Source organism: Nocardia albiluteola (assembly GCF_018860155.1).
GTDB classification, from domain to species: Bacteria; Actinomycetota; Actinomycetes; order Mycobacteriales; family Mycobacteriaceae; genus Nocardia; species Nocardia albiluteola.
In genome coordinates this window covers 21,236-40,388 of the sequence record NZ_JAHKNI010000018.1, presented here as the reverse complement: position 1 = coordinate 40,388, position 19,153 = coordinate 21,236, and the positions used below count along the sequence as shown (strand labels likewise).

Here is a 19,153-nt window from a genome sequence, read left to right as displayed (position 1 = left end):
CTCACGGTGTCACCCACCTTCGTCCTCGTCCCCGGGGCCTGGCAGGGAGGCTGGGCCTGGCAGCCGGCCGCCCGGCCGCTGCGTGAGGTCGGCTATGCGGCCGTTACGGACAGCTCGAGCCCCAAGCTCTGCCGCATTCGCCGCTCTGCCGCATTCGCCGAGAGCAACCTTGCGACGCTCGAAGTGCTCGAGAAACTCGTCCCATTCGGCGTCGGTCGGGGTTCGGTATTCCTCGGTCTGGCGCAGTGGGCGGCGGCGGGCGATGAACGCGCGGTGACCGCTGATCGCTTCCTCGGGATAAACGGTCTTGTACCCCATGGTGGTATTGATGTCGTTGCGGCCCAACAGTATTTGTGCGATGTGTGGCGGCATGCCATTGAGAATGGCCTCGGTGGTGAAGATCCTTCGCAGGTCGTGCGGCACGAAATAGAGCGGCTGTCCGTCGGTGTCGAGCAGATCGATGTCCGCGAGAATTTCCCTGATGGCACGGCGGATCGCGCCGGCGGAGATCGCTGATGCCTCAATCCCGCCGTAGACCCACCGAAACAGCAGCGATGATGGTGCGCCCCAGCCCTTTTCGCCTTCGTCGTAGAACGGGACCAATGGCACCATTCCGTCGGATTGACGGATCTTCGCGATGATGGCGGACAGGACGTCGGCGAGTTCGGGGTTGATGACCAGTAACCGCTCGATATCGGCCGCATTCTTGGACGACAACGACATCTGTGCGGCTTCATCGCTATGGATTGCTGTCCGGCCGCGTAGCGAAGGCCGGATCGAACGGCGCCCGCTCCAGCACCGCGCGCAGCAACCACAGGGACGATAACGCGTCGCGGTAGGTGAGGGTTGATCCGGGTTGGATGGCCCAACCGACGGGTCGATGTCGGATGCTCGCTCTATGATCTGCTGGGCCACAGGGTTGGACATGGAGGGGGGCAATTGGCCGACGAGCAACTCGCACTGTCCGGTCGGTATCTCTACGAGCGCGTGGGTCCGGCTCGATTCCAGCAGCTGTGCGGCGCGCTGCTCAAGCACAGCAACCCAGACGTCACCTGCTACCCGATCGGCGAATCGGACGGTGGACGGGACGTTACTTTGGATCGGCTCGGCATTATCTACCAAGTGAAATGGGCGAAACGTCAACCACGCAATCCGGTGGTTTGGCTGAACCGAGCGATAGCAGGCGAGGCGAAGAACATCCGCGCCCTGGTCGCTGCCGGAGCACGTGAATACGTCCTGATGACAACGGTTTCCGGAACCTCAGCCCCAGGATCCGGATCGATGGACTCCTTGAACAAGGAGTTGGAAGCCCATTCGCAACGGTTCGGCATCCCAATGCGGTGCGAATGGCGTGACTGCATTGACGCCCGCGTCGACGCTGCACCTGCCGAACTCAAAGTCGCCTACATGGACATGCTGGCGGGGGCCGATGCGGCGTGGGTCGGGGCGCATGCGGGCTTGATCGAACAGCCGGTCTCGCCCGCAACAGACCAACTGAACCGGCTCACCGCGCGGGTACGCGATCGCACGGGCCACGACATAACGGGTCCCGAAGGCAGCTTTCAAATCGTCCGCGAGGAGGTCTTCGACACGCTGCTGTCGACGCTCACGGACGCGGGCACAGGTGCGGGGATCGCGCTCGTCGTCGGGGAACCCGATGTCGGCAAGTCGGCGATGACCCTGCGCATCGCCGAAACGCTGCGCAATCAAGGTAATTTCGTTCCGGCATTCAGCCTTTACCACCTCCCCCCGACTCTGGTTGAGCTCGAGTCTTCCTTGGGGCGAGGGTATTCCGAAGCTCTGCGGCATGCCCGAACGGGTGCTGTGGCGCTGACCGTCATCGACGGTGCAGAGGCGGCCCAGGAAGGGCGGTTCGACCTGCTCACCCAGCTCGTCGTTGCGGCGCTCCGCGCTGATTTCGGTGTCGCCATTGTCGCGCGTTCCGATGCTGGGGTGACTATCCGGGACAGCGTCGCCCAAGCGCGGCGAGCGGTGGAAACTGCGACAGCTTTGGTCGAATATGAGTTTCCAGCGCTGTCGGAGGCAGAACGAAGCCAATTGACAACGAAGTTCACGTCATTGCAGCGCCTGATGTCCGAATCCACAGCATGGGTCTTCGGTCGTCTCGGACTGGTGGACTTGCTTCTGCGCATCGGCAGCGCCGCATTGCCGGACCGAATTCTTTCGGAAGCTGACGTTTTTGCCGCTGTATGGCGTGGCATCGTGCGACGGCCCACGGCGCCGTGCCCGGATGCCCGAGAGCACGCTTTGGTCATGATGGCCCGAAGACGCCTTCTTCCCGACACGCCGATGCTATCGAGCCTAGAGGTTTCGGCATTGCCGTCGTTGCGGTCGGATGGCCTATTGCTCGCGTCCGACGCACAATCCGCATGGAACTCGGGCGAGGAGTTCAGCGGAGACCTCCTCCGCGATCTCGCAACCGCCAAGCTCCTGCTCATCGAGGGGTGGGCAGTACTTCGAGCAGCCGGGGCGCCCCGCTGGGCGCTGCGGGCGACACGTCTTGCCTGTCAGGCTCGGCTGTCGGGAGCGAGTCACGATATAGCTGCCGAGAGCATCCGCATGAATGGCGTGTTCCGTGATTTAGCAATGGAATTCGGCTACCGCTGGGCAGAGTTGCCGCTGGAGGCGCTCATGACACATGGGGCAGCGCCGCAGGTTCACGCAGAAATCTGGCCGACAGCGACCGAACAGTACCGCGATGATCTTCTCCGCTTGGCCTTCCATCGGCATACCCGGGCCGGGGTCGGCGACCCAGCTGTTCTGGCACCGCTCGTCGAGTTCGCGTATGTCCGGCCTCCCCTGGACTCTCGAAAAACGCACCTCCGGCCCGATGGCGCAGTCGAGCGGGTTGTCCTCGCCTGGCTGCGTGGACTCGTCCATCACGGTACCGGTCGGACGCCGCTTCGCGCGCGGGTGCGAGATGCGGCCTTGGCCGACGCCGAACAGGACAGCAAGCGTAAGTACACATTCGGCGCGATCAGCCCATTCTTGATCGAAGCCCTTTCCCTGCTGGGCTCGGATCTGGACTCTCGCACCGAGAGATTCCTGCGCGGCTGCGATGGGCGGAGCAGCTCGTCCCTGCAACCAGCGGTCGAACATCACTGGTCGATTTCATCTCTGGCGCAATATAATCCGAAACTCTTAGCCGACTTGGCTATACTATATTATGGCAATGGCGGCGATCATAAGGACGCAGGAAAGCTAATTGAGCGTAAGGCCGCGCCCGATCCTGACCTCGGGCCGTTCGCCGTGCTACTCGAGACCATTCCATCGGTTGCGTTTAGCACCATTCAATCAATACTCAATCGGCGCGCTGAAAGCTCCGCCAGTAGGGTGGGTCGAAGTTCCAGGGGCATTGAGCTGGAATTTCCAGACGGTTCACGCCGCTACTGTCACGGCAATTATCTTGTCTGGAACTGGCGTTGGGGTGGTCACCCGTTCTCCTCAATGGATATGCCTGCCGTCTCAGCGTTATCCGCGCTAGAGCGACATGTCAGCAGCTTCTTGAACGCTCCGGGCCCTTCGGTCGCCGAGATCGTGGAACTGATGTTGCACGACTGTACGAACCTTGCGATGCCTGCACTAGTCGTCACACTGCTCATCGAGCACATCGACAAGGTTGAAGACGAACTCGACTGCTGGCTCACGCAACCCGAAGTCTGGGAACTGGAATGGCAGAGTTACAGCTATTGCGAACGGCTTCACGCGGGGACCGAGGTCCCTGAATGGAGGTCGCAGCCACAGGAGCGCTATTGGCTGTCAAGTGCGGCAGCGACGCTGATGGCAGCCGCATTGTCCGCGGGTTCAGACGAGTACATCGCATTGCTGGCAGGCATCGGCACCGAGCTGGCACGCCGAAGTCAGGCCATCGGCGGCGGCGTGGCCGAGCGCGGTCGGCGATGGTCAATGCTGTTCGAGAGTGCCAACTATCACCTCCAAACGCAGGACGGCACCGTCGTCGGCATCGACTATCAGCCGCCTGCAGAACCCGAACCCATACCGGACGAGACCTGCCCGGATGAGGCACCGGTACGAAGATTTCACGAGTTGGAGTTCAAATACGACCTGAAGCTGCGCGACGACAAGGTCCCGACGCATACGGAGCTGGCGGCGGATCTGTCGGCTATCCGGCGCTTGGCTACCATCGCACCTTATGACCAGGACCGTTCGGCGAGGCGCACGGCGGAAAGCATCAGTCTGGCCGCCATCACCGCTTTCAGCGCTGGAGCTACCTCTCTCAGTGAAGAAGACATGCAGTGGGCAGTCGCCATCTTCGTCGAGGGCTGCCGTTCCACTGGCGACGAAATGGAGCGCGTCGGACGATATCTGAGCGGCAATCCGGACACAGGAAACGGCCTGCTCACTCTCCTAGCTCCCCGGTATGACCAACTCAACATCAGCGGAGACCAGCTGGCCGGCGCGTTCCTACACCTCGCGACCGAGTTGCTGAGCGGCTTTGGGAGTGCGCTGGCATCGGGGGGCGCATCGGCCGTCTGGGCTGCGCCGTGTCGCGCGTTCCCACAGTCAGGTCGATGCCGTCATGACATCGCATGGTCTGCGGTCGAAACCTGGCTGCGCTACAACGCGCCCGGCTATGGGCAACAAATCGATCCCCATGTCGGCGTCCGTGAGCTGCTGTCGACCCTTGAACGACCGAATCGGCACGCCCTTGTCGGTCCGATCGTGGCGTGCGCCGAGGCTTCCGCGAGCACATGCTGCGTAAATGAAGAAGCAACAACGCTCTTCGAGCCCTTGCTGGCGGTCTATCGTTCGTGCATGGTCGGGGAGAGCAAACGGCCAATGAGCCACGCCGATCCGGAAAACTCGGACAAGCATATTCCGCGGCTCCTGTTCGATCGTGCGGCCAAAGGCGATTTCGACCCCCTACGTCGGCAGCTGGAGGCGTTCGCGGGCAGTCCCGCGGCTCTGAGTGGCCTGCTGTACGGGTTGACCTGGCACGCTACGCACCACGCGGACGCTCGGCGAGCCTTGCCGTCAATTTGGCCTTCGGTAATGACCCTTGTGCTGGACAACCGTCAGCCGGAACCCAACGACCGGTTGGAATATCTATTGCCTGCGCCGACTACCGCGCGGCTGAGTGCGGTTCATGAGTTCGCCTTAGCCGTCATGTTCCAGCCGGATAGGCGACACCCCGACGAAATCGTCGCAGAGGCCACCGCGGAGTGGATCAGTCCCGCAGCGATTGACGGTCTGATCGAACGCTGGATTCCGTTCGTCGCCGGACAATTGGATGCGATGGATCGGTTTGTCCGCTTCGCGCGAACGACGGCTGTCGCCTGGCAAATTACCGCCGGACTCGATCACGTCGAGCGGCTGCTTGACGGCGAATACGGTGGTGCCGGCTGGTCCCGAGCACTCGCCGTCTGGCTCACCGATCTTCGTCCAGCCATTGAACCGCAGTCATCGCGGATGAAGGTCTTCCTGCGGATCGTCGACACGATGGTCGAGCGCGGCAACCCCGAGGCCATGCCCCTGCAACTTGCAGCTGAGTAGCCGCGGGAGATTCGCCAGCCATCGGAAGCGCTGACGAAGCTGATAATCAATCCGAACCATCCGGTGGCCGCCGTCCCCGAACTCCGGATCAATTCGGTGGGTGCTGATGGGCGGGTTCGTCGTCTCGATGATGGTCAGGCCCCAGAGCTGATCGCCGGTTACGAGGGTGGAGCGATGGTGTATCAGTTGGGGGTTCGGTTCGGGATCGAGCGGCGGACGGTCAGCGAGATCTTGCGTCGCCATAGGGTGTCGATGCGTCGGCGTGGCTTGTCGGGGACGGGAGCGGGTCATGACGCCCGCACGGTCAAGGAGCGGCGAAACGCGAACCGAGTTGCGGTGTCGAGACCTTCAGGGCAGCTTCGCGCGCCAATACGGACATGGACGAGGCGGCTGCTGTCGAACGTGCTGGGACGCTGCATAAATTCGGTCACGGTGCCGGCGCACCATGTCGCGGTGCGGGCATATCCGGGCTATCTTTATTGAAAACGTTTGTCATTAAGGAGTTGGTATGGCCATCGATGCCGTCGATCTGGGCGAAGTTCAGGAGACGCCGCTGATTCCGCTCTACGGCCGCGCCACCGAAACCGGCAGAGCCCGGCCGATCCTGCGTGACCCCAAGGCCGTGGAGATGATCGGGGCCATCGCTGCGGGCCGCGAGCCTGGTCGCCGAGGCGGGTGCCGTCCTCCAGGCGAAAGTCCGGGGTGTCGCGGCCGACCAGTGGGTGCTCGTTGCCGAGGTCGTAGCGGATCGAGGATCCCGAAACATCCTGGCTGCCCACGCTGCGGTCGTTGCGATATCTTTTGGCCTGCAACATGATCCGACGGCCGTCCGGTGCCCGGGCGATCACGTCCGCGCCCAGATCGCCCGCACCGCCGACCACCCGCACGTCGGAACAGCAACCCCGGCTTCCCGCAGGACAACTGAGCGACCAGCGTCGAACCGATGCTGCACAGCCACTGTCGCCGATGCTGCAGTGATGATGGCGTGGCGGCGACCCGGCCGGTTGCCGACGCACTACCCGCCGACGAGGTGCGCGCGGAGGTACGGTGCGGTCCGGCCGGTGCGATCGGCCGCAACTCGATCAGGTGTGCCCTGTACGACGATCCGGCCGCCGTCGGTACCGCCACCGGGCCCCAAATCGATGACGTAATCGGCCTGCGCGACGACCGTCAGGTCGTGCTCGACCACCACGACGGTGGCTCCGCCGTCGACCAGTGCGTTCAGCTGGGTGAGCAGGACATCGGTGTCGGCGGGATGCAGGCCGGTGGTGGGTTCGTCGAGCAGGTAGATCGTTCCGGCGCGGCGTACGCGCTGGAGTTCGGTGGCCAGTTTCACCCGTTGTGCTTCTCCGCCCGACAGTTCGGTGGCGGGTTGACCGAGTCGCAGGTAACCCAGGCCGACGTCGGCCAGGGTCCGCAGGGCGCGTGCCGCCGCGGGGACGTCACCGAGGAAGTCGAGGGCTCGGTCGACCGGCAGGTCCAGCACCTCGGCGATCGTGCTGTCCCGGTAGACGACCTCGAGCGTCTCGGCGTTGTATCGGGCGCCGTGACATTCGGGGCAGGGACTCTCGGTGCTGGGCAGGAAGAGCAGTTCGACGGTGATGTAGCCCTCGCCCTCGCAGGTGGGGCAGCGTCCGCCGGGGACGTTGAACGAGAACCGGCTCACGCCGTAGTCGCGTGCCCGCGCGATGTCGGTGCCGGCGAACAGTTTTCGGACGACGTCGAACAATCCGGTGTAGGTGGCGAGATTCGATCGTGGGGTGCGGCCGATCGGCTGCTGGTCGACGTCCACCACCCGGGTGACTGCCGGATCCTGTGGGGCGCCGGACGAAATCGCATGCAACAGAGTGGATTTGCCGGACCCGGAGACGCCGGTGATCGCCGTGAAGACCCCGAGCGGGATGTCGACGTCGACCCCGGTCAGGTTGTGGCTCGTCACGTCGCGCAGCGGCAAGGTTCCGGTGGCCGTCCGCGACGGACGGCGCGGACGCGCGATGTCGCCGAACAGGTATGGGCGCGTGACGGATTCGGTCACCTCGCGCAGGCCGTCGACCGCACCGCTGTACAGCACCCGGCCGCCGTGCACGCCGGCGCCCGGTCCCACGTCGACCACCCAGTCGGCGGTGCGCACCACATCCAGGTCGTGCTCGACGAGGAAGACGCTGTTGCCGGACGTCTTCAGCCGGCCCAGCACGGTGGACAGCGCCGCGGTGTCCGCGGGATGCAGCCCCGCCGAGGGTTCGTCGAGAATGTAGACGACACCGAACAATCCGGACCGCAACTGCGTTCCGAGGCGCAGGCGCTGCAGCTCGCCCGCGGACAGGGTCGGGCTCTCCCGATCGACGCTCAGATAGCCGAGCCCGAGTTCGATCAGGACATCGATCCGGCTCGTCAGATCCTCGGTCAACACCGCGGCCGCCCCGGTGCCCTCCCGGTACGGGCGCAGGACCGCCGCCAGCTCGCGCAACGGCAGCGCCGCCAGTTCGATGATGTTGTACCCGGCGAAGGTCACCGCCAGCGCTTCCGGTTTCAAGCGCCGACCGGCACACACTGGGCAGACCGTGGTGTGCAGGAACTCCGCGGCCCGTCGGCGGGTGGCCTCGCTCTTGGACTCCGCATAGGAACGAAGCAGTATCCGCCGGGCACTGGAGTAGGTCCCCTGGTAGGGCCGCTGGATCCGGTGGGCCTCCCGCTCGGGGTGCACGGTCACCACCGGCTGCTCGTCGGTGAACAGGATCCAATTCCGTTCCGCGGCAGGCAGATCCCGCCAGGGCCGGTCGATGTCGTAGCCCAGGGCGGCCAGGATGTCGCGGAGGTTCTTGCCCTGCCACGCGCCGGGCCAGGACGCGACGGCTCCGTCTCGGATACTGCGCGACTGATCCGGGACCATCGACGATTCGGTCGCCTCGTGAACCACGCCCTGCCCGTGGCAGCGCGGGCACGCGCCCTCGATCGTGTTCGGCGAGAAGGCATCCGAATACAGCCGATTGGTGCCGGCCGGATAGTGGCCCGGACCCTCGCGGGCCGGTCCGGGTGGGTAGTCGCCCTCGCGGGACATCAGCATCCGCAGCGAGTTCGAGATCGCGGTCACCGTGCCGACCGTCGATCGCGACGACGGTGCGGACCGCCGCTGCGCGAGCGCCACCGTCGGCGGCAAACCGGTGATGTCGTCCACCTCCGGAGCGGGTACCTGGTGGAGCAATCGACGGGCGTACGGTGCCACCGATTCCAGGTACCTCCGTTGCGATTCCGCGTACAGGGTGCCGAACGCGAGCGACGACTTGCCCGAACCCGAGACGCCGGTGAAGGCCACCAGGGCATCTCGCGGGATCGCCACCTCGACATCGCGCAGGTTGTGCACTCGGGCCCCGCGAACCCGGACGAATGAATCCACCATCACAGCACTCCGATCCGGTCGCGAGGTGGGCTCGGCATGGCACTGGACGTCGATGCTACCAACCGATGGTTGCCAAAATATTGCCATGTGCCGTCGATCTGGAAGGGTACCGATGTCCGTCATCATCGGACAAAACGCCCACATCAGAAGGGCTGCGAGGCCAGTCGAGCTTATCCACCAGGGTGATCCGGACGCTATACTCCCGACACCGTCGTCGGAATCACCTTGTCTGCGGCACCTGAACCGAGGCGGCGCTATCGACACCGGAAGTTCGGCCGGCTGCTCCCGGTAGCCGCATCCAGGAAACGACTGCAGTTGTTCTCACACACTATGGAGGGCGTTGCATGGCGACAGATTTGACGCAGCTCGAGCTTTTGACCGCATTGGAGCCGGTGGTCGGCGAGAATATCGACCGGCACCTGCTGATCGCCAAGGACTGGTATCCGCACGACTACGTGCCCTGGGATCAGGGCCGCAACTTCGCCGCGCTGGGCGGAACCGATTGGGACCCGGACCAATCCCGGCTGTCCGAGGTCGCGAAGATCGCGATGATCACCAATCTGCTCACCGAGGACAATTTGCCCTCCTACCACCGCACCATCGCCCAGAACTTCTCCACCGATGGTGCCTGGGGCACGTGGGTGGGCCGCTGGACCGCCGAAGAAAATCGACACGCCATTGCCATGCGCGACTATCTGATCGTCACCCGCAGCGTCGATCCGATAGCGCTCGAAAACGACCGGATGGTCCATCTGACCAGAGGCGTCCACGCACCCGAGGAGTTCGGCGGTGTGCTGGACCAGGTCGCGTACGTGACGTTTCAGGAGCTCGCGACCCGCGTCAGCCACCGCACCACCGGCGCCGTCTGCGCCGACCCGATCGCCGATCGCATGCTGGCACGCATCGCCGCGGACGAGAACCTGCACATGATCTTCTACCGCAACATCGCCGGAGCCGCGTTCGACCTGGCTCCCGACCAAACCATCGAAGCCATCACCAAGGTCGTGAAAAATTTCGCGATGCCCGGCACAGGCATGCCGAACTGGCGTCGAAACGGCGTGCTGATGGTCAAACACGGCATCTACGATCTGCGTCAGCACCTCGATGAGGTCCTCCGGCCGGTGCTCAAGATCTGGAAGGTCTTCGAACGCAACGATTTCACCGCGCGCGGCGAGCAAAGCCGCGAAGAACTCGGTACCTACCTCGACAAACTCGGACGCGACGTGATCCGGTTCGAAGAACAGCGCGACCGCCTTCTCGCCCGAGAAGCCGCCAAGTCGGAGAAGGCATTCCAGGCTGTTAGATAACCACAGCGCCACCGGATGAAGCGGATCGCAGCCACTTGCCCTGCCGGTGATCGCCGGCAGGGCAAGTGATTTCGGGCCTCTGGCCTCGGGGCCGAAACCGAAGGGTCAGTGGGGGATTGGGAAGTTGGCGCGGAAGACGCCGTGGGGGTCGCGGGCCTGCTTGATTTTTCGCAGCCGGTCTATGGTGCCGGTGTCGAAAACCTCTGCGACACTGTCGCCGGCGGATAGAACGGTATACGGTTTGCGGCCACTGACCCGGGCGCCCAGATCGGCAATAATGCGCTTTTGAGTGGCGTGTACCGCCGCAACCGTGTCGGGGTCCGAGCCGATCGCCTGCAGACACAGTGCGTAGGGCTCCGCGAACGACGGAACCGCGCCGCGGGTCGGCTCGCCGAGCGCACCTCCCAACTGCCGGAGCTGGATACCCATCATCGGATCGATCGGATCGTGCAACAGAATCTCGGCGGCGGTCTCGTCGAGCTCGGTCAGCAGCTCGGTTCGGAGCAGTCCGGGGCCTGGGGCGGTGGGCTCGTTGACGATGGCGCCCAACTCGGCCGGGGACAATTCTCGGCGCGTGTCCGCGAGCTTGCCGTCGATCGTGTCGAGCCATCGCATCAGGTCCCGCCCATGCGCCGATTCGCCCAGGTAGGCGGCGGCGATCGCAATGACCGGCGGAGACTGCGGCAGCTCCAGCCGATGGAGCCAGACCGTGAGCTCGGCGGGTGCGTTCTCGACGATGTACTGGAAGGCATCACGGACCGCCTCGGTTTGCGCGGCCGGCCAGGCCATCAGGCCACCGAACAAAGCCGGAGCCGCGAACAGATCGAACTCCATTGCCGTCACCAGTGCGAAATCTCCACCGCCGCCACGCAATGCCCAGAACAGGTCCGGGTCGGAGTCTGCGGTGACCCGGGCCTGACGGCCGTCGGCGTCGACGATGTCGAAGGCCCGGACGCTATCGGCCGCCCAACCGTATTTGCGGCCGAACCACGACATTCCGCCGCCGAGGGTATAGCCGACAACGCTGACCACCGGTGAGCTTCCGGCCAGTCCGGTCAAACCGTGCGGGGCCGCGGCCGCCAGCACCTCTCCCCAGCTGGCTCCCGCACCGACCCGGGCGCGTCGCCGCGCCGGATCCACCTCAGCCTGATCGAGCCGGCGAGTTCGCACCAGGATGGTACCTGCGGTATCACCGGAGGCGCCGTGTCCGTTGGGTTGTGCGGTCACCGACAGGCCCGCGTCACGCGCGTAGCCGACCACGGCGGCCATATCCTCCGCGTCCTCGACGTGCACGACGGCCGCGACCGGCTGGTCGATATTCAGATTCCACGGCGTCCGTGCCGTATCGAATTCCTTGTCACCCGGCAGCAGTACCCGTCCGCGCACGGCGGATCGCAATGTGTTGTGGGACATTTGGATTCCTTTCGCTAAAAAATGGTCACCGTGTCGTGTCGGAGGCACTGGACGGAGCCTGGGCCCCGGTAGCCGGGTCGGTGGCAGGGGAGATGGGTGTGGGCATCGGAAAGGCCGCTTCGATATGGGCGGCGGCAGTCAGCGCGCGGCGCTCGGCGAATGGGGCGGTGATCAACTGGACCCCGATGGGAAGACCCTCGGCCGAGACGCCCGCGGGGACCGTGACCGCGGGCAGGGCCAGGTAGTTGGCGGCGATCGTGAGGCGGTGCGCCGCATACATGGTCGCGACTTGTGCGGTGCCGCCGAGGTCGTAGTCGATCGGCCAGGGCAGTTCGTCCGAGACCGGGCCGAGCACGATCGGATGCTCCGCGAGGAAGCGGGACCAGGCCGCACGGCGGGTGAGGCGTTCACCCAGCGCGGTCATGTAGCCCGCCAGATCCAGCGGCGGGAACAGGGCGATCGCCGCGTCCATGAAGGTGTTCAGTCCGGCGCTGCCGACTCGCCGCATGGCTTCGCGGCGCTGGACCACCACCTCGGTGGAGACCAATCGGCCGTAGTCCGCCGCCACCTCGCCCAATTGCGGCGGATCCAGTTCGGCTACCGGATATCCCGCGCTTTCGAGGACCTCGGCGCAGGCGAGCAGCGCGGCCCGTACCTGCGGATCGATATCGTCACCGAGCGCGACGGCGACCGCAGGCAGGGTGGTATCGGTCGCGTCACGCACCGGAATCCATCCGGGATCGCGCGGGTCGGCGCTGTCGCCGAGGACCTCGAAGGCGGTCGTCAGATCGCGCACGCTGCGCGCCAACGGCCCTGGCGCCGCGAACAATTGGTGCGTCGGTGCGGGTGCGGCTCCGGGCAGGCTCGAGGCCACCGCCACCCGGCCGGGCGTGGTGCGCAGGGAGGCGACTCCGCAGAATGCGGCGGGTATCCGCAGCGAACCGCCGAAGTCGGTGCCCAGGCCGAGGGGAGTCATACCCGCGGCTACCGCGACAGCGTCACCGCCGCTGGAACCGCCCGGGCTGCGGGTCGGGTACCACGGATTCACCGTCGGGCCCGCCTCGTCGCTGTCGGTGTGCCAGCGAGTGGCGAAGTCCGGCATATTCGTTCGCCCGATGACGATCGCCCCGGCTCGCCGCAGCGCGGCCACCGCGGGTGCGTCCGCTGTCGCGACCGCCTGTCCGAGGGCCGCCACGCCCCAGGTGGTTGGGCTGCCCGCGACATCGAGGTTGTTCTTGACGGTGACCGGAACCCCGTGCAGCGGCCCGGTCGGCACCCTGCGGTCGGCTGCGGCCGCCTCCGCGCGCGCCATCTCGGCGAATACCGTTGTGAGCGCGCCGATTTCGGAATCGACCTGCTCGATGCGCTCGAGATGCGCCTCGACGACCTGGGCCGCGGTAACCGTGCCCTCGGCGATCAGCGCCGCGAGCGAGACCGCGTCCCGCGTCCACAGCGCGCTGTCCCGGCCGGTGATCACGATGCCTCCTGTTCGGCAAATACCGCTGCGGTGCGCGGTATTCCGCTGTCGCTGATGGATTTGCCGAGGGTGATGAAGAAGACGATCAGCCCGGCGGTCAGCAGGATGTGGCCCAGACCCGCGCAGAGTGCGATCGCCTCACCGGTGCTGCTGCCCAGCACGGTGAGGGTGCCGTGCAGCGTCATGACCGCGATGGTGATGGCCAGGCCGCCGTTGTACAGCCAGAAGAACCAGGCGTACAAGCTCTTCTGGTCACTGAGGGTGAACAGCTTCTCCAGGGCCAGCACGATGAGGAAGAACAGCATGCCCAGCGCCAGCACGTGGGTGTGCACGACACTGAGCTCCGTCTGCCCGGTGAAATGTTCGGCCTTGGTGACCTCGCGGTAGGCGAGCCCGGAGATCAGGCCGATGATCATGTAGATGTGGGCCGTATTGACCAGTGTCTTCATAAGGCGCTCACCGATTCTCGCGGCGCATCAGCAGCGCGCCGGAGGCGGCCACGAGGGCGGCGGTGAAGCCGTGCACCTTCAGCGCGGTGGCGGTGGAGCCGCGGCGCACCAGGATGGTGAGCATGTCGCCGGTCGGGATGAGGGCGACGGTCAGCATGGTGGCACCGAGGGTGCGGCGCTGCCCGGTCGCAAGGGGGACCAGCATCATCAAGCCGGTGACGACATCGCGGACCCCCTTGACGTTGAGAAAGCCGTCGGCCTCTCCGCTCGGCCAGGCGGGGAGGCCGAATCCGGCGGCCATCTTCTCCGGCGCCAGCAGATAGCCGCCGCCGACGGAAATGATGAACCCCGCGCCCAGAATGGCGCCGGCGGTGCCGAGACGGTCACCGAGACTGCGAGAACTACGGACGGACACAACTGATTCCGTGCTGGAATCAACGGACATGAGAACTCCTGGATCGGTGGGATACGCGTCCCGAGCATCCAGTGCCGCCCGTACCGTTCGCTGACGGTCGCTGTCAGCGAACTGTGCGCAGCAGTTCGAGCACCGCCTCGTCCGGAAGCCGGGCGCCCGCGAGGAACTCCGCGCCCAGGCGCACGGGCCCGAGCGCCGCTTCCGCCTGGTCGAGCGCCCGCCGCCGGAACGGGCCGATGCGGATCACCCCGGCCCTCCGGTTGATCCGGTCGGTGGCGCCGAGAATGCGGGCCGCACGCCCCGGGGCGCCCTTCGCCAGCGCAACCAGGGCGTAACCGATACCGACCTCGGCCAGCAGCGCCGCCGAGGTCTGGGCGGCCAGATCGCGGGGCATGGCCAACTCTCGCAGCGCGTCGTCCGGCCGGCCCGCCGCGACCAGGGCCGCCGCGTGCGCGGTGCTCACGAAGGCCAGGTTCACGAAGCGGACGGTATCGTGGCGTCCGGCGGGTGGCGGGCCGGCGGGGAGCGGATGCTCGGACATCCGCCGATACAGTTCCATCGCGCGGTCGTTGTTGCCGCGCAGGTGCGCCAGTTGCGCCTGCGTCGCCGCCAGGAAGCGCCCGGGCGCGGGGATGATGTGCGGGGTGATCAGGGCCTCGGCCCGGTCGATATAGGTTGCCGCACAGTCGGTATCGCCGCCGACCAGGTGCATGTCCGCCGCGAAGAGCAGCACGCCCATCCGCTCACCGGCGCCCAGGTCGGCGCTGAGCAGTTCCAGCGCGCTCGCGATCAGCGGGCGGGCGCTGTCCAGACCGAGCATTCGGGTCCGGTAGCTGGCCAGGGAGATCAGGGCGCGGCTGTGTGACCGGGTGTCACCGTGCGCGCTCAGACAGGTCAGCGCCGTCTCCAGGGTGGGCAGGGCGCGGGCCGGATGGTCGCCGCCGAGTTCATCGAAACCTTTTGCTATCAGCGCATTTCCGCGTAGCCATGGATCGTCGGAGGTGGTGCACGCGGTCAACAGGCTGTCGTCGTCGCCGAGCAGGTCACGCAGCGCCAGTATGAGCACGAACATCGGGTGCGGGAGCCGATCCTCGGTGAGGGCCGCGCGGGTCAGCCGCTCGAATTGCCCCGTGTTCTCCCGGATTTGGCCCCACCAGATGTTGGTGAAGTACGCCGGCAGCTCCTCGGCGTACCGGCAGGCCAGATAGGCCCCGGTGCACCCCGGCGGCGGTGTGTCGCCGAGCACGGCAAGGACCTCGCGGCGGCGTTCGGAGATGTCGCCATGCAACCCGCGCAGCAGCCAATACCAGACGAGATTCGCGTACAGGCGAACCGCACGCTCACCGTCGCCGACGTCCAGCGCCCAGCGCAGCGCGGTTTCGCAATTGCCGTGTTCGGCGATCAGGCGCGCGAGCCAATCGGGCTGTGCGGCAGTGCGCAATCCGTGAGCGGCGGCGTCGGTGAGTTCCAGGAAGCAGTCGGCGTGGACGCGGGCGACCTCGTCCGCCTCGCCGGCCGCGGTCAATTCCGTGGTCGCGTAGGCCCGGATGGTCTCGGCCATTCGGTAGCGCTGTCCATCGAAGTCCACCAACGACTTCGTCACCAGTGAGGTGACCGTGTCGATGGCGTCCGGACCACACACCCGGATGATGGCGTCCAAGGTCGCGCCGCCCGCGAATATCGAAAAATGCCGGGCCGCAGCGGCTTCCGCAGCCGTGAGCAGTTCCCAGCTCCAGGCGACGGCCGCGTGCAAGGTGCGATGGCGCGGGACCGCATGGCGAGTGCTGTTGGTGAGCAGCCGGAAGCGATCGGTGAGCCGCGCGCTGAGGTCCGGCAGCGGCAGGGTCCGCAGGCGGGCGGCGGCCAGTTCGATGGCCAGCGGCATGCCGTCCAGGCTGCGCACGATGGCGCGGATATCCGCGGAATTGCTCTCGGACACTGTGAAATCCGGGAGTGCTACGGCGGCGCGGTCGATGAACAGCCGGACCGCGGGCGATGCGGTGGCCGCCGGGAAATCCGCGTCGGCCGCGGGCAGGTCCAAGGTCCGGACCGGATACAGCCGCTCGCCCTCCACGCCGATCGGCTCCCGGCTCGTGGTGAGCACCCGCAGCAGGGGCAGCCGCAGCAACAGATCGTCGATCAGGCGCGCGGTCGCCTCCACGACATGCTCGCAGTTGTCGAGTACCAACAGCATTCGGCGGCCGGACAGCGTGCGCTCCAGGACTTCGGCCCACTCCGTGGACAGTTCGTCGGGTCGCTCGAACCCGAAGAGCGCGTTCGCTATCGCGACTCCGACGGCGTTCGTGGCCGGCCGGTCGGCCCGTTCCCGCTCGAGCCCGGCCAGCTCGGCGAACGCGTAACCGTCCGCCCAGTCCGCGGCGTGCGCCCCGATCGTCTCGACGGCCAGCCTGGTCTTCCCCATGCCGCCGGTCCCCACCAGGGTCACCAGTCGGGCCTCGCGCAACGCCCGCCGCACCCCGTCCACATCTCGTCCGCGTCCGACGAAGCTGGTGCACGGCCTGCGCAGCAATGGCGTGGATACCGTCGATGTCTCGACAGTCTTGGGTGCCACCGCGTTTCCCGTGCGCTCCGATTCCGGCGCCGTATCAAGGGCGGCACCGGGATCGGGGGGTGCTTTCGTGTGAGTTTCGGTCAGGGCCGAGCGCAGCAATTCGGCGGGCGCCGTGCCGAGCTCCTCCCACAGCAGGGTCTCGATACGCTGAAACTCCTGTACCGCTTCGGATCTCCGTCCCGTCGCCGCCAGCGCGCGAACCAGCCGCGCGGCGAGTGTCTCCCGGAACGGATGGGCTGTCACTTCCGTGCGCAGCTCACGCAATACCTCGCCGCCGCGGCCCAGCGCCCGGTAGGCGTCCGCCCGCAGTTCGACCGCCTCGAGCCGCTGCTCGGTCAATCGCACTGCTGCAGCTTGCAATACCTCCGATTCCCCCACATCGACCAACGGCTCCCCACGCCACAACTCGAGTGCGGCATCGAAGGACTCGATGGCTCGATCCGCTTCCCCGTCCGCGAGCAGTGCCCGCCCCGCCTCGACCCCGCGCGTGAATAGATGCACATCGACATCCTCGGGCGCCAGCTGGAGCACATAACCGCCGCCGTCGCTCACCACTGTCCCCGGCGCCGCCGCGCGCAACCGACTCGCCAAGGTCTGCAACGCATTCCCGGTCCCCGCGGGCGGATTCTCGCCCCACACCCCGTCGATCAGCCGCGCCGCCGGCACCACCCGCCCGGCTTCGAGCGCCAGCAACCCCAGCAATGCCCGCACCCGCGGCCCGCCGACCGCCGTCCTCGTCCCGTCCGCTGACTCCAGCAGCACCGGACCTAATAGCCCTACCAGCATGAATCGTCCATTTCTAGATCGATCCTGCGTGATCCCGGACAGCTCGTCAACCCGGGTGGTGGGTGGACCGCAGCCGAGCGGCTATCATTTAGATCGGTTCGCCCGGCACACAAGTTCAGCTGACTTTCACCGCGGCCACAACCCGACCGTCCGCGGCAAGGGTCGCCGAGTATCGGCCGAATTTCGGGCGGATATGGCGTAACAGCTGGTCAATTCGCGCATCGCCTGCGGAGATGGTTTGACGGAGCGGCCCATTGGTGCGGCCGCGGATCAATCTCGGCAGGAGCCGGGCGGTGCCGGCGTCCCAGTAGACGGTTTCCAAGACGCGTTAGTGGTGGGTGGCGCCGCGGCGGCGGGTGCGGGGTTCGGAGTCCGCCCCGGCGCGGGTCCGTGCCGCGTGCTGCGCATGGTCGGAGATTTCTCGTTCGACCTCTCCAAGCTGAACTTCCGCAAGAAGTAGCTCCCGGACCTGCATCGGCCCCGCCACACTGAATACACGAGCGTGCGGGCATCGGATTCGATGCCCGCACGGTGCTTTATCCGAAGGGGATCAAGACGGTTTGGGCGGGTTGGGTAAGGCTCAGCTGGTCGCCGCGTCGGATCGGACAGCTGACAGTGCTGTTCGTTTGCACGACGATCTCCACGTTATTGATGACGACCCGGTTTTCCCCGGTGCCCTCCGGACTGGTCACGAGCAAGAAACCGTCGGCGTCGGCGGTCCATTCGCGGCCGGTGATGTCGCGGGGAGTGCCCGTGAACCGCAGGCCCGGGACCTCGCGCAGGTCGATTGTGCCGGAGGTCGAGATCTGGGCGTTCGGGCCGAGTTCCACCGTGCCCACATCGGCGATCCCGGTGCCGAGCGAGAGCGTCCCGGTGACCGTCGGCGCGCCGCCGGTGGTCCGCAAGCGGTCGATGACGGCCGAATCGGTGAGGTGTACCGGTATATCGAAGATCGCGTCGGAGGGGCGGATTTCGGCGGCCGGCGGCGATCCCACCAAAAGCCGTTGCTCGACGGTCAGATCGCGGTATTTCAGGCTCGGCGTACCCACCGCGACCACGGTGCTCAGCGCGTGTGTGACATTGCCGCCGGGGATGGTGGCGCGCAGGGTGAACGAGGAGGTCTGTTGAAGTGCGGGTGTGGTCCACGCGCGCTCGTTGCTGACATCGGCACTGCCACCCGGGTAGGACATGACATACACGGCAGGACTGCCCTCCCACTGTAGAACGGTGGTGGTACCGGCGGGCACCGACAGCTCATTGGGTCGCAGATCACGAAAGACAAAGGCGGGCGGGAACTTCGGGACCCGGACGGTGGTCGTCTTCTCGGTCCAGTCGCCGAGGACCGTGCCGGTGCTCTCCACGATCTCGATCTCCGCCTCGCCGACCTCGCGATTGATCTCCAAGTGGGACAGCACGATTCCGACGGTCCAGGTGCCGTCGAACAGCGGTTCCCAATATGGTTCGGTGTGGACCACGCAGTAGCCGTTGGAGTAGACGGCCGTGTCGGCGCTCCAGCCGTCCCCGTGGTCGGGATCGGTGCCGCCGATGAAGGAGCTGCGCACGCCCGCTACGGCTTCGGGGGAGGCGATGAGATCATCGGCTCCGGGGCCGACCGGGATTCGGACGGTGACCGCGCGACAGTAGGCGTCCCGGGCACCACGGCCCACGGTGATGGTGAGGGCACCGGGCGTGGGTTCTTCGCCGGGGCTGACCGTCAGGGGATTCGGATCGGGTGTGACGGTGAAGCCCAGCAGTGGCTCGGCGAGGACGGTGTCTGGCATGACGGGGCACCTTTCGGCATG

At 66.2% G+C, this 19,153-nt stretch carries 12 protein-coding genes; 2 read left to right on the top strand and 10 right to left on the bottom strand.

Translation table 11 applies throughout. The annotated features are described in order from the left end of the window. Positions 1–9 precede the first annotated feature (9 nt). The gene (locus KO481_RS36505) at positions 10–723 is read right to left on the bottom strand and encodes a tyrosine-type recombinase/integrase (RefSeq protein WP_245402049.1); all 714 of its coding nucleotides are present in this window, start codon (positions 721–723) and stop codon (positions 10–12) included. A 216-nt stretch (positions 724–939) separates the two neighbouring features. On the opposite strand from KO481_RS36505, the gene KO481_RS36500 reads away from it, so the two are divergent. After that, entirely contained in the window at positions 940–5,535 is a 4,596-nt protein-coding gene (locus KO481_RS36500) for an ATP-binding protein (protein ID WP_215923102.1), read from the top strand. Positions 5,536–6,011: 476 nt separating this feature from the next. Here the strand turns inward: KO481_RS36500 and KO481_RS44145 are convergent, their stop codons facing one another. Beyond that, entirely contained in the window at positions 6,012–6,416 is a 405-nt protein-coding gene (locus tag KO481_RS44145; protein ID WP_308166925.1) for a restriction endonuclease, read from the bottom strand. A gap of 134 nt (positions 6,417–6,550) precedes the next feature. Further along, entirely contained in the window at positions 6,551–8,932 is a 2,382-nt protein-coding gene (locus KO481_RS36490; protein WP_215923100.1) for an ATP-binding cassette domain-containing protein, read from the bottom strand. 344 nt (positions 8,933–9,276) lie between these two features. On the opposite strand from KO481_RS36490, the gene KO481_RS36485 reads away from it, so the two are divergent. Further along, positions 9,277–10,239, top strand: coding sequence for an acyl-ACP desaturase (locus KO481_RS36485; protein ID WP_215923099.1), 963 nt, complete (start codon positions 9,277–9,279; stop codon positions 10,237–10,239). A gap of 105 nt (positions 10,240–10,344) precedes the next feature. Here KO481_RS36485 and KO481_RS36480 read toward each other — a convergent pair whose 3' ends face one another. The 7 genes from KO481_RS36480 to KO481_RS36450 all read right to left on the bottom strand — a co-directional run bounded on the left by KO481_RS36480 (position 10,345) and on the right by KO481_RS36450 (position 19,132). Beyond that, positions 10,345–11,652, bottom strand: coding sequence for an FAD-binding oxidoreductase (locus tag KO481_RS36480; RefSeq protein ID WP_215923098.1), 1,308 nt, complete (start codon positions 11,650–11,652; stop codon positions 10,345–10,347). 25 nt (positions 11,653–11,677) lie between these two features. After that, the gene (locus tag KO481_RS36475; RefSeq protein WP_215923097.1) at positions 11,678–13,129 is read right to left on the bottom strand and encodes an amidase; all 1,452 of its coding nucleotides are present in this window, start codon (positions 13,127–13,129) and stop codon (positions 11,678–11,680) included. Further along, a complete protein-coding gene (locus KO481_RS36470; RefSeq protein ID WP_215923096.1) occupies positions 13,126–13,578 on the bottom strand; it encodes a DUF2871 domain-containing protein in 453 nt (150 codons plus the stop codon). The genes KO481_RS36475 and KO481_RS36470 overlap by 4 nt, the downstream gene beginning before the upstream one ends. Before the next feature lie 7 nt (positions 13,579–13,585). Next, the gene (locus tag KO481_RS36465) at positions 13,586–14,023 is read right to left on the bottom strand and encodes a DUF4267 domain-containing protein (protein ID WP_215923095.1); all 438 of its coding nucleotides are present in this window, start codon (positions 14,021–14,023) and stop codon (positions 13,586–13,588) included. Between the two features lie 73 nt (positions 14,024–14,096). Next, entirely contained in the window at positions 14,097–17,351 is a 3,255-nt protein-coding gene (locus tag KO481_RS36460; protein WP_215923094.1) for an ATP-binding protein, read from the bottom strand. Between the two features lie 115 nt (positions 17,352–17,466). Further along, entirely contained in the window at positions 17,467–17,673 is a 207-nt protein-coding gene (locus tag KO481_RS43640) for a hypothetical protein (protein WP_245402048.1), read from the bottom strand. 214 nt (positions 17,674–17,887) lie between these two features. Beyond that, complete coding sequence (locus KO481_RS36450; protein WP_215923093.1) at positions 17,888–19,132, bottom strand: hypothetical protein; 1,245 nt, start codon at positions 19,130–19,132, stop codon at positions 17,888–17,890. Positions 19,133–19,153: the final 21 nt, after the last annotated feature.

Bases quoted from the DNA above. Each gene is read 5' to 3' on its own strand.
- KO481_RS36485 (WP_215923099.1), top strand. From the start codon at position 9,277: ATGGCGACAGATTTGACGCAGCTCGAGCTTTTGACCGCATTGGAGCCG.
- KO481_RS36480 (WP_215923098.1), bottom strand. From the start codon at position 11,652: ATGTCCCACAACACATTGCGATCCGCCGTGCGCGGACGGGTACTGCTG.
- KO481_RS36460 (WP_215923094.1), bottom strand. From the start codon at position 17,351: ATGCTGGTAGGGCTATTAGGTCCGGTGCTGCTGGAGTCAGCGGACGGG.
- KO481_RS36490 (WP_215923100.1), bottom strand. From the start codon at position 8,932: ATGGTGGATTCATTCGTCCGGGTTCGCGGGGCCCGAGTGCACAACCTG.
- KO481_RS36470 (WP_215923096.1), bottom strand. From the start codon at position 13,578: ATGAAGACACTGGTCAATACGGCCCACATCTACATGATCATCGGCCTG.
- KO481_RS36505 (WP_245402049.1), bottom strand. From the start codon at position 723: ATGTCGTTGTCGTCCAAGAATGCGGCCGATATCGAGCGGTTACTGGTC.
- KO481_RS36465 (WP_215923095.1), bottom strand. From the start codon at position 14,023: ATGTCCGTTGATTCCAGCACGGAATCAGTTGTGTCCGTCCGTAGTTCT.
- KO481_RS36450 (WP_215923093.1), bottom strand. From the start codon at position 19,132: ATGCCAGACACCGTCCTCGCCGAGCCACTGCTGGGCTTCACCGTCACA.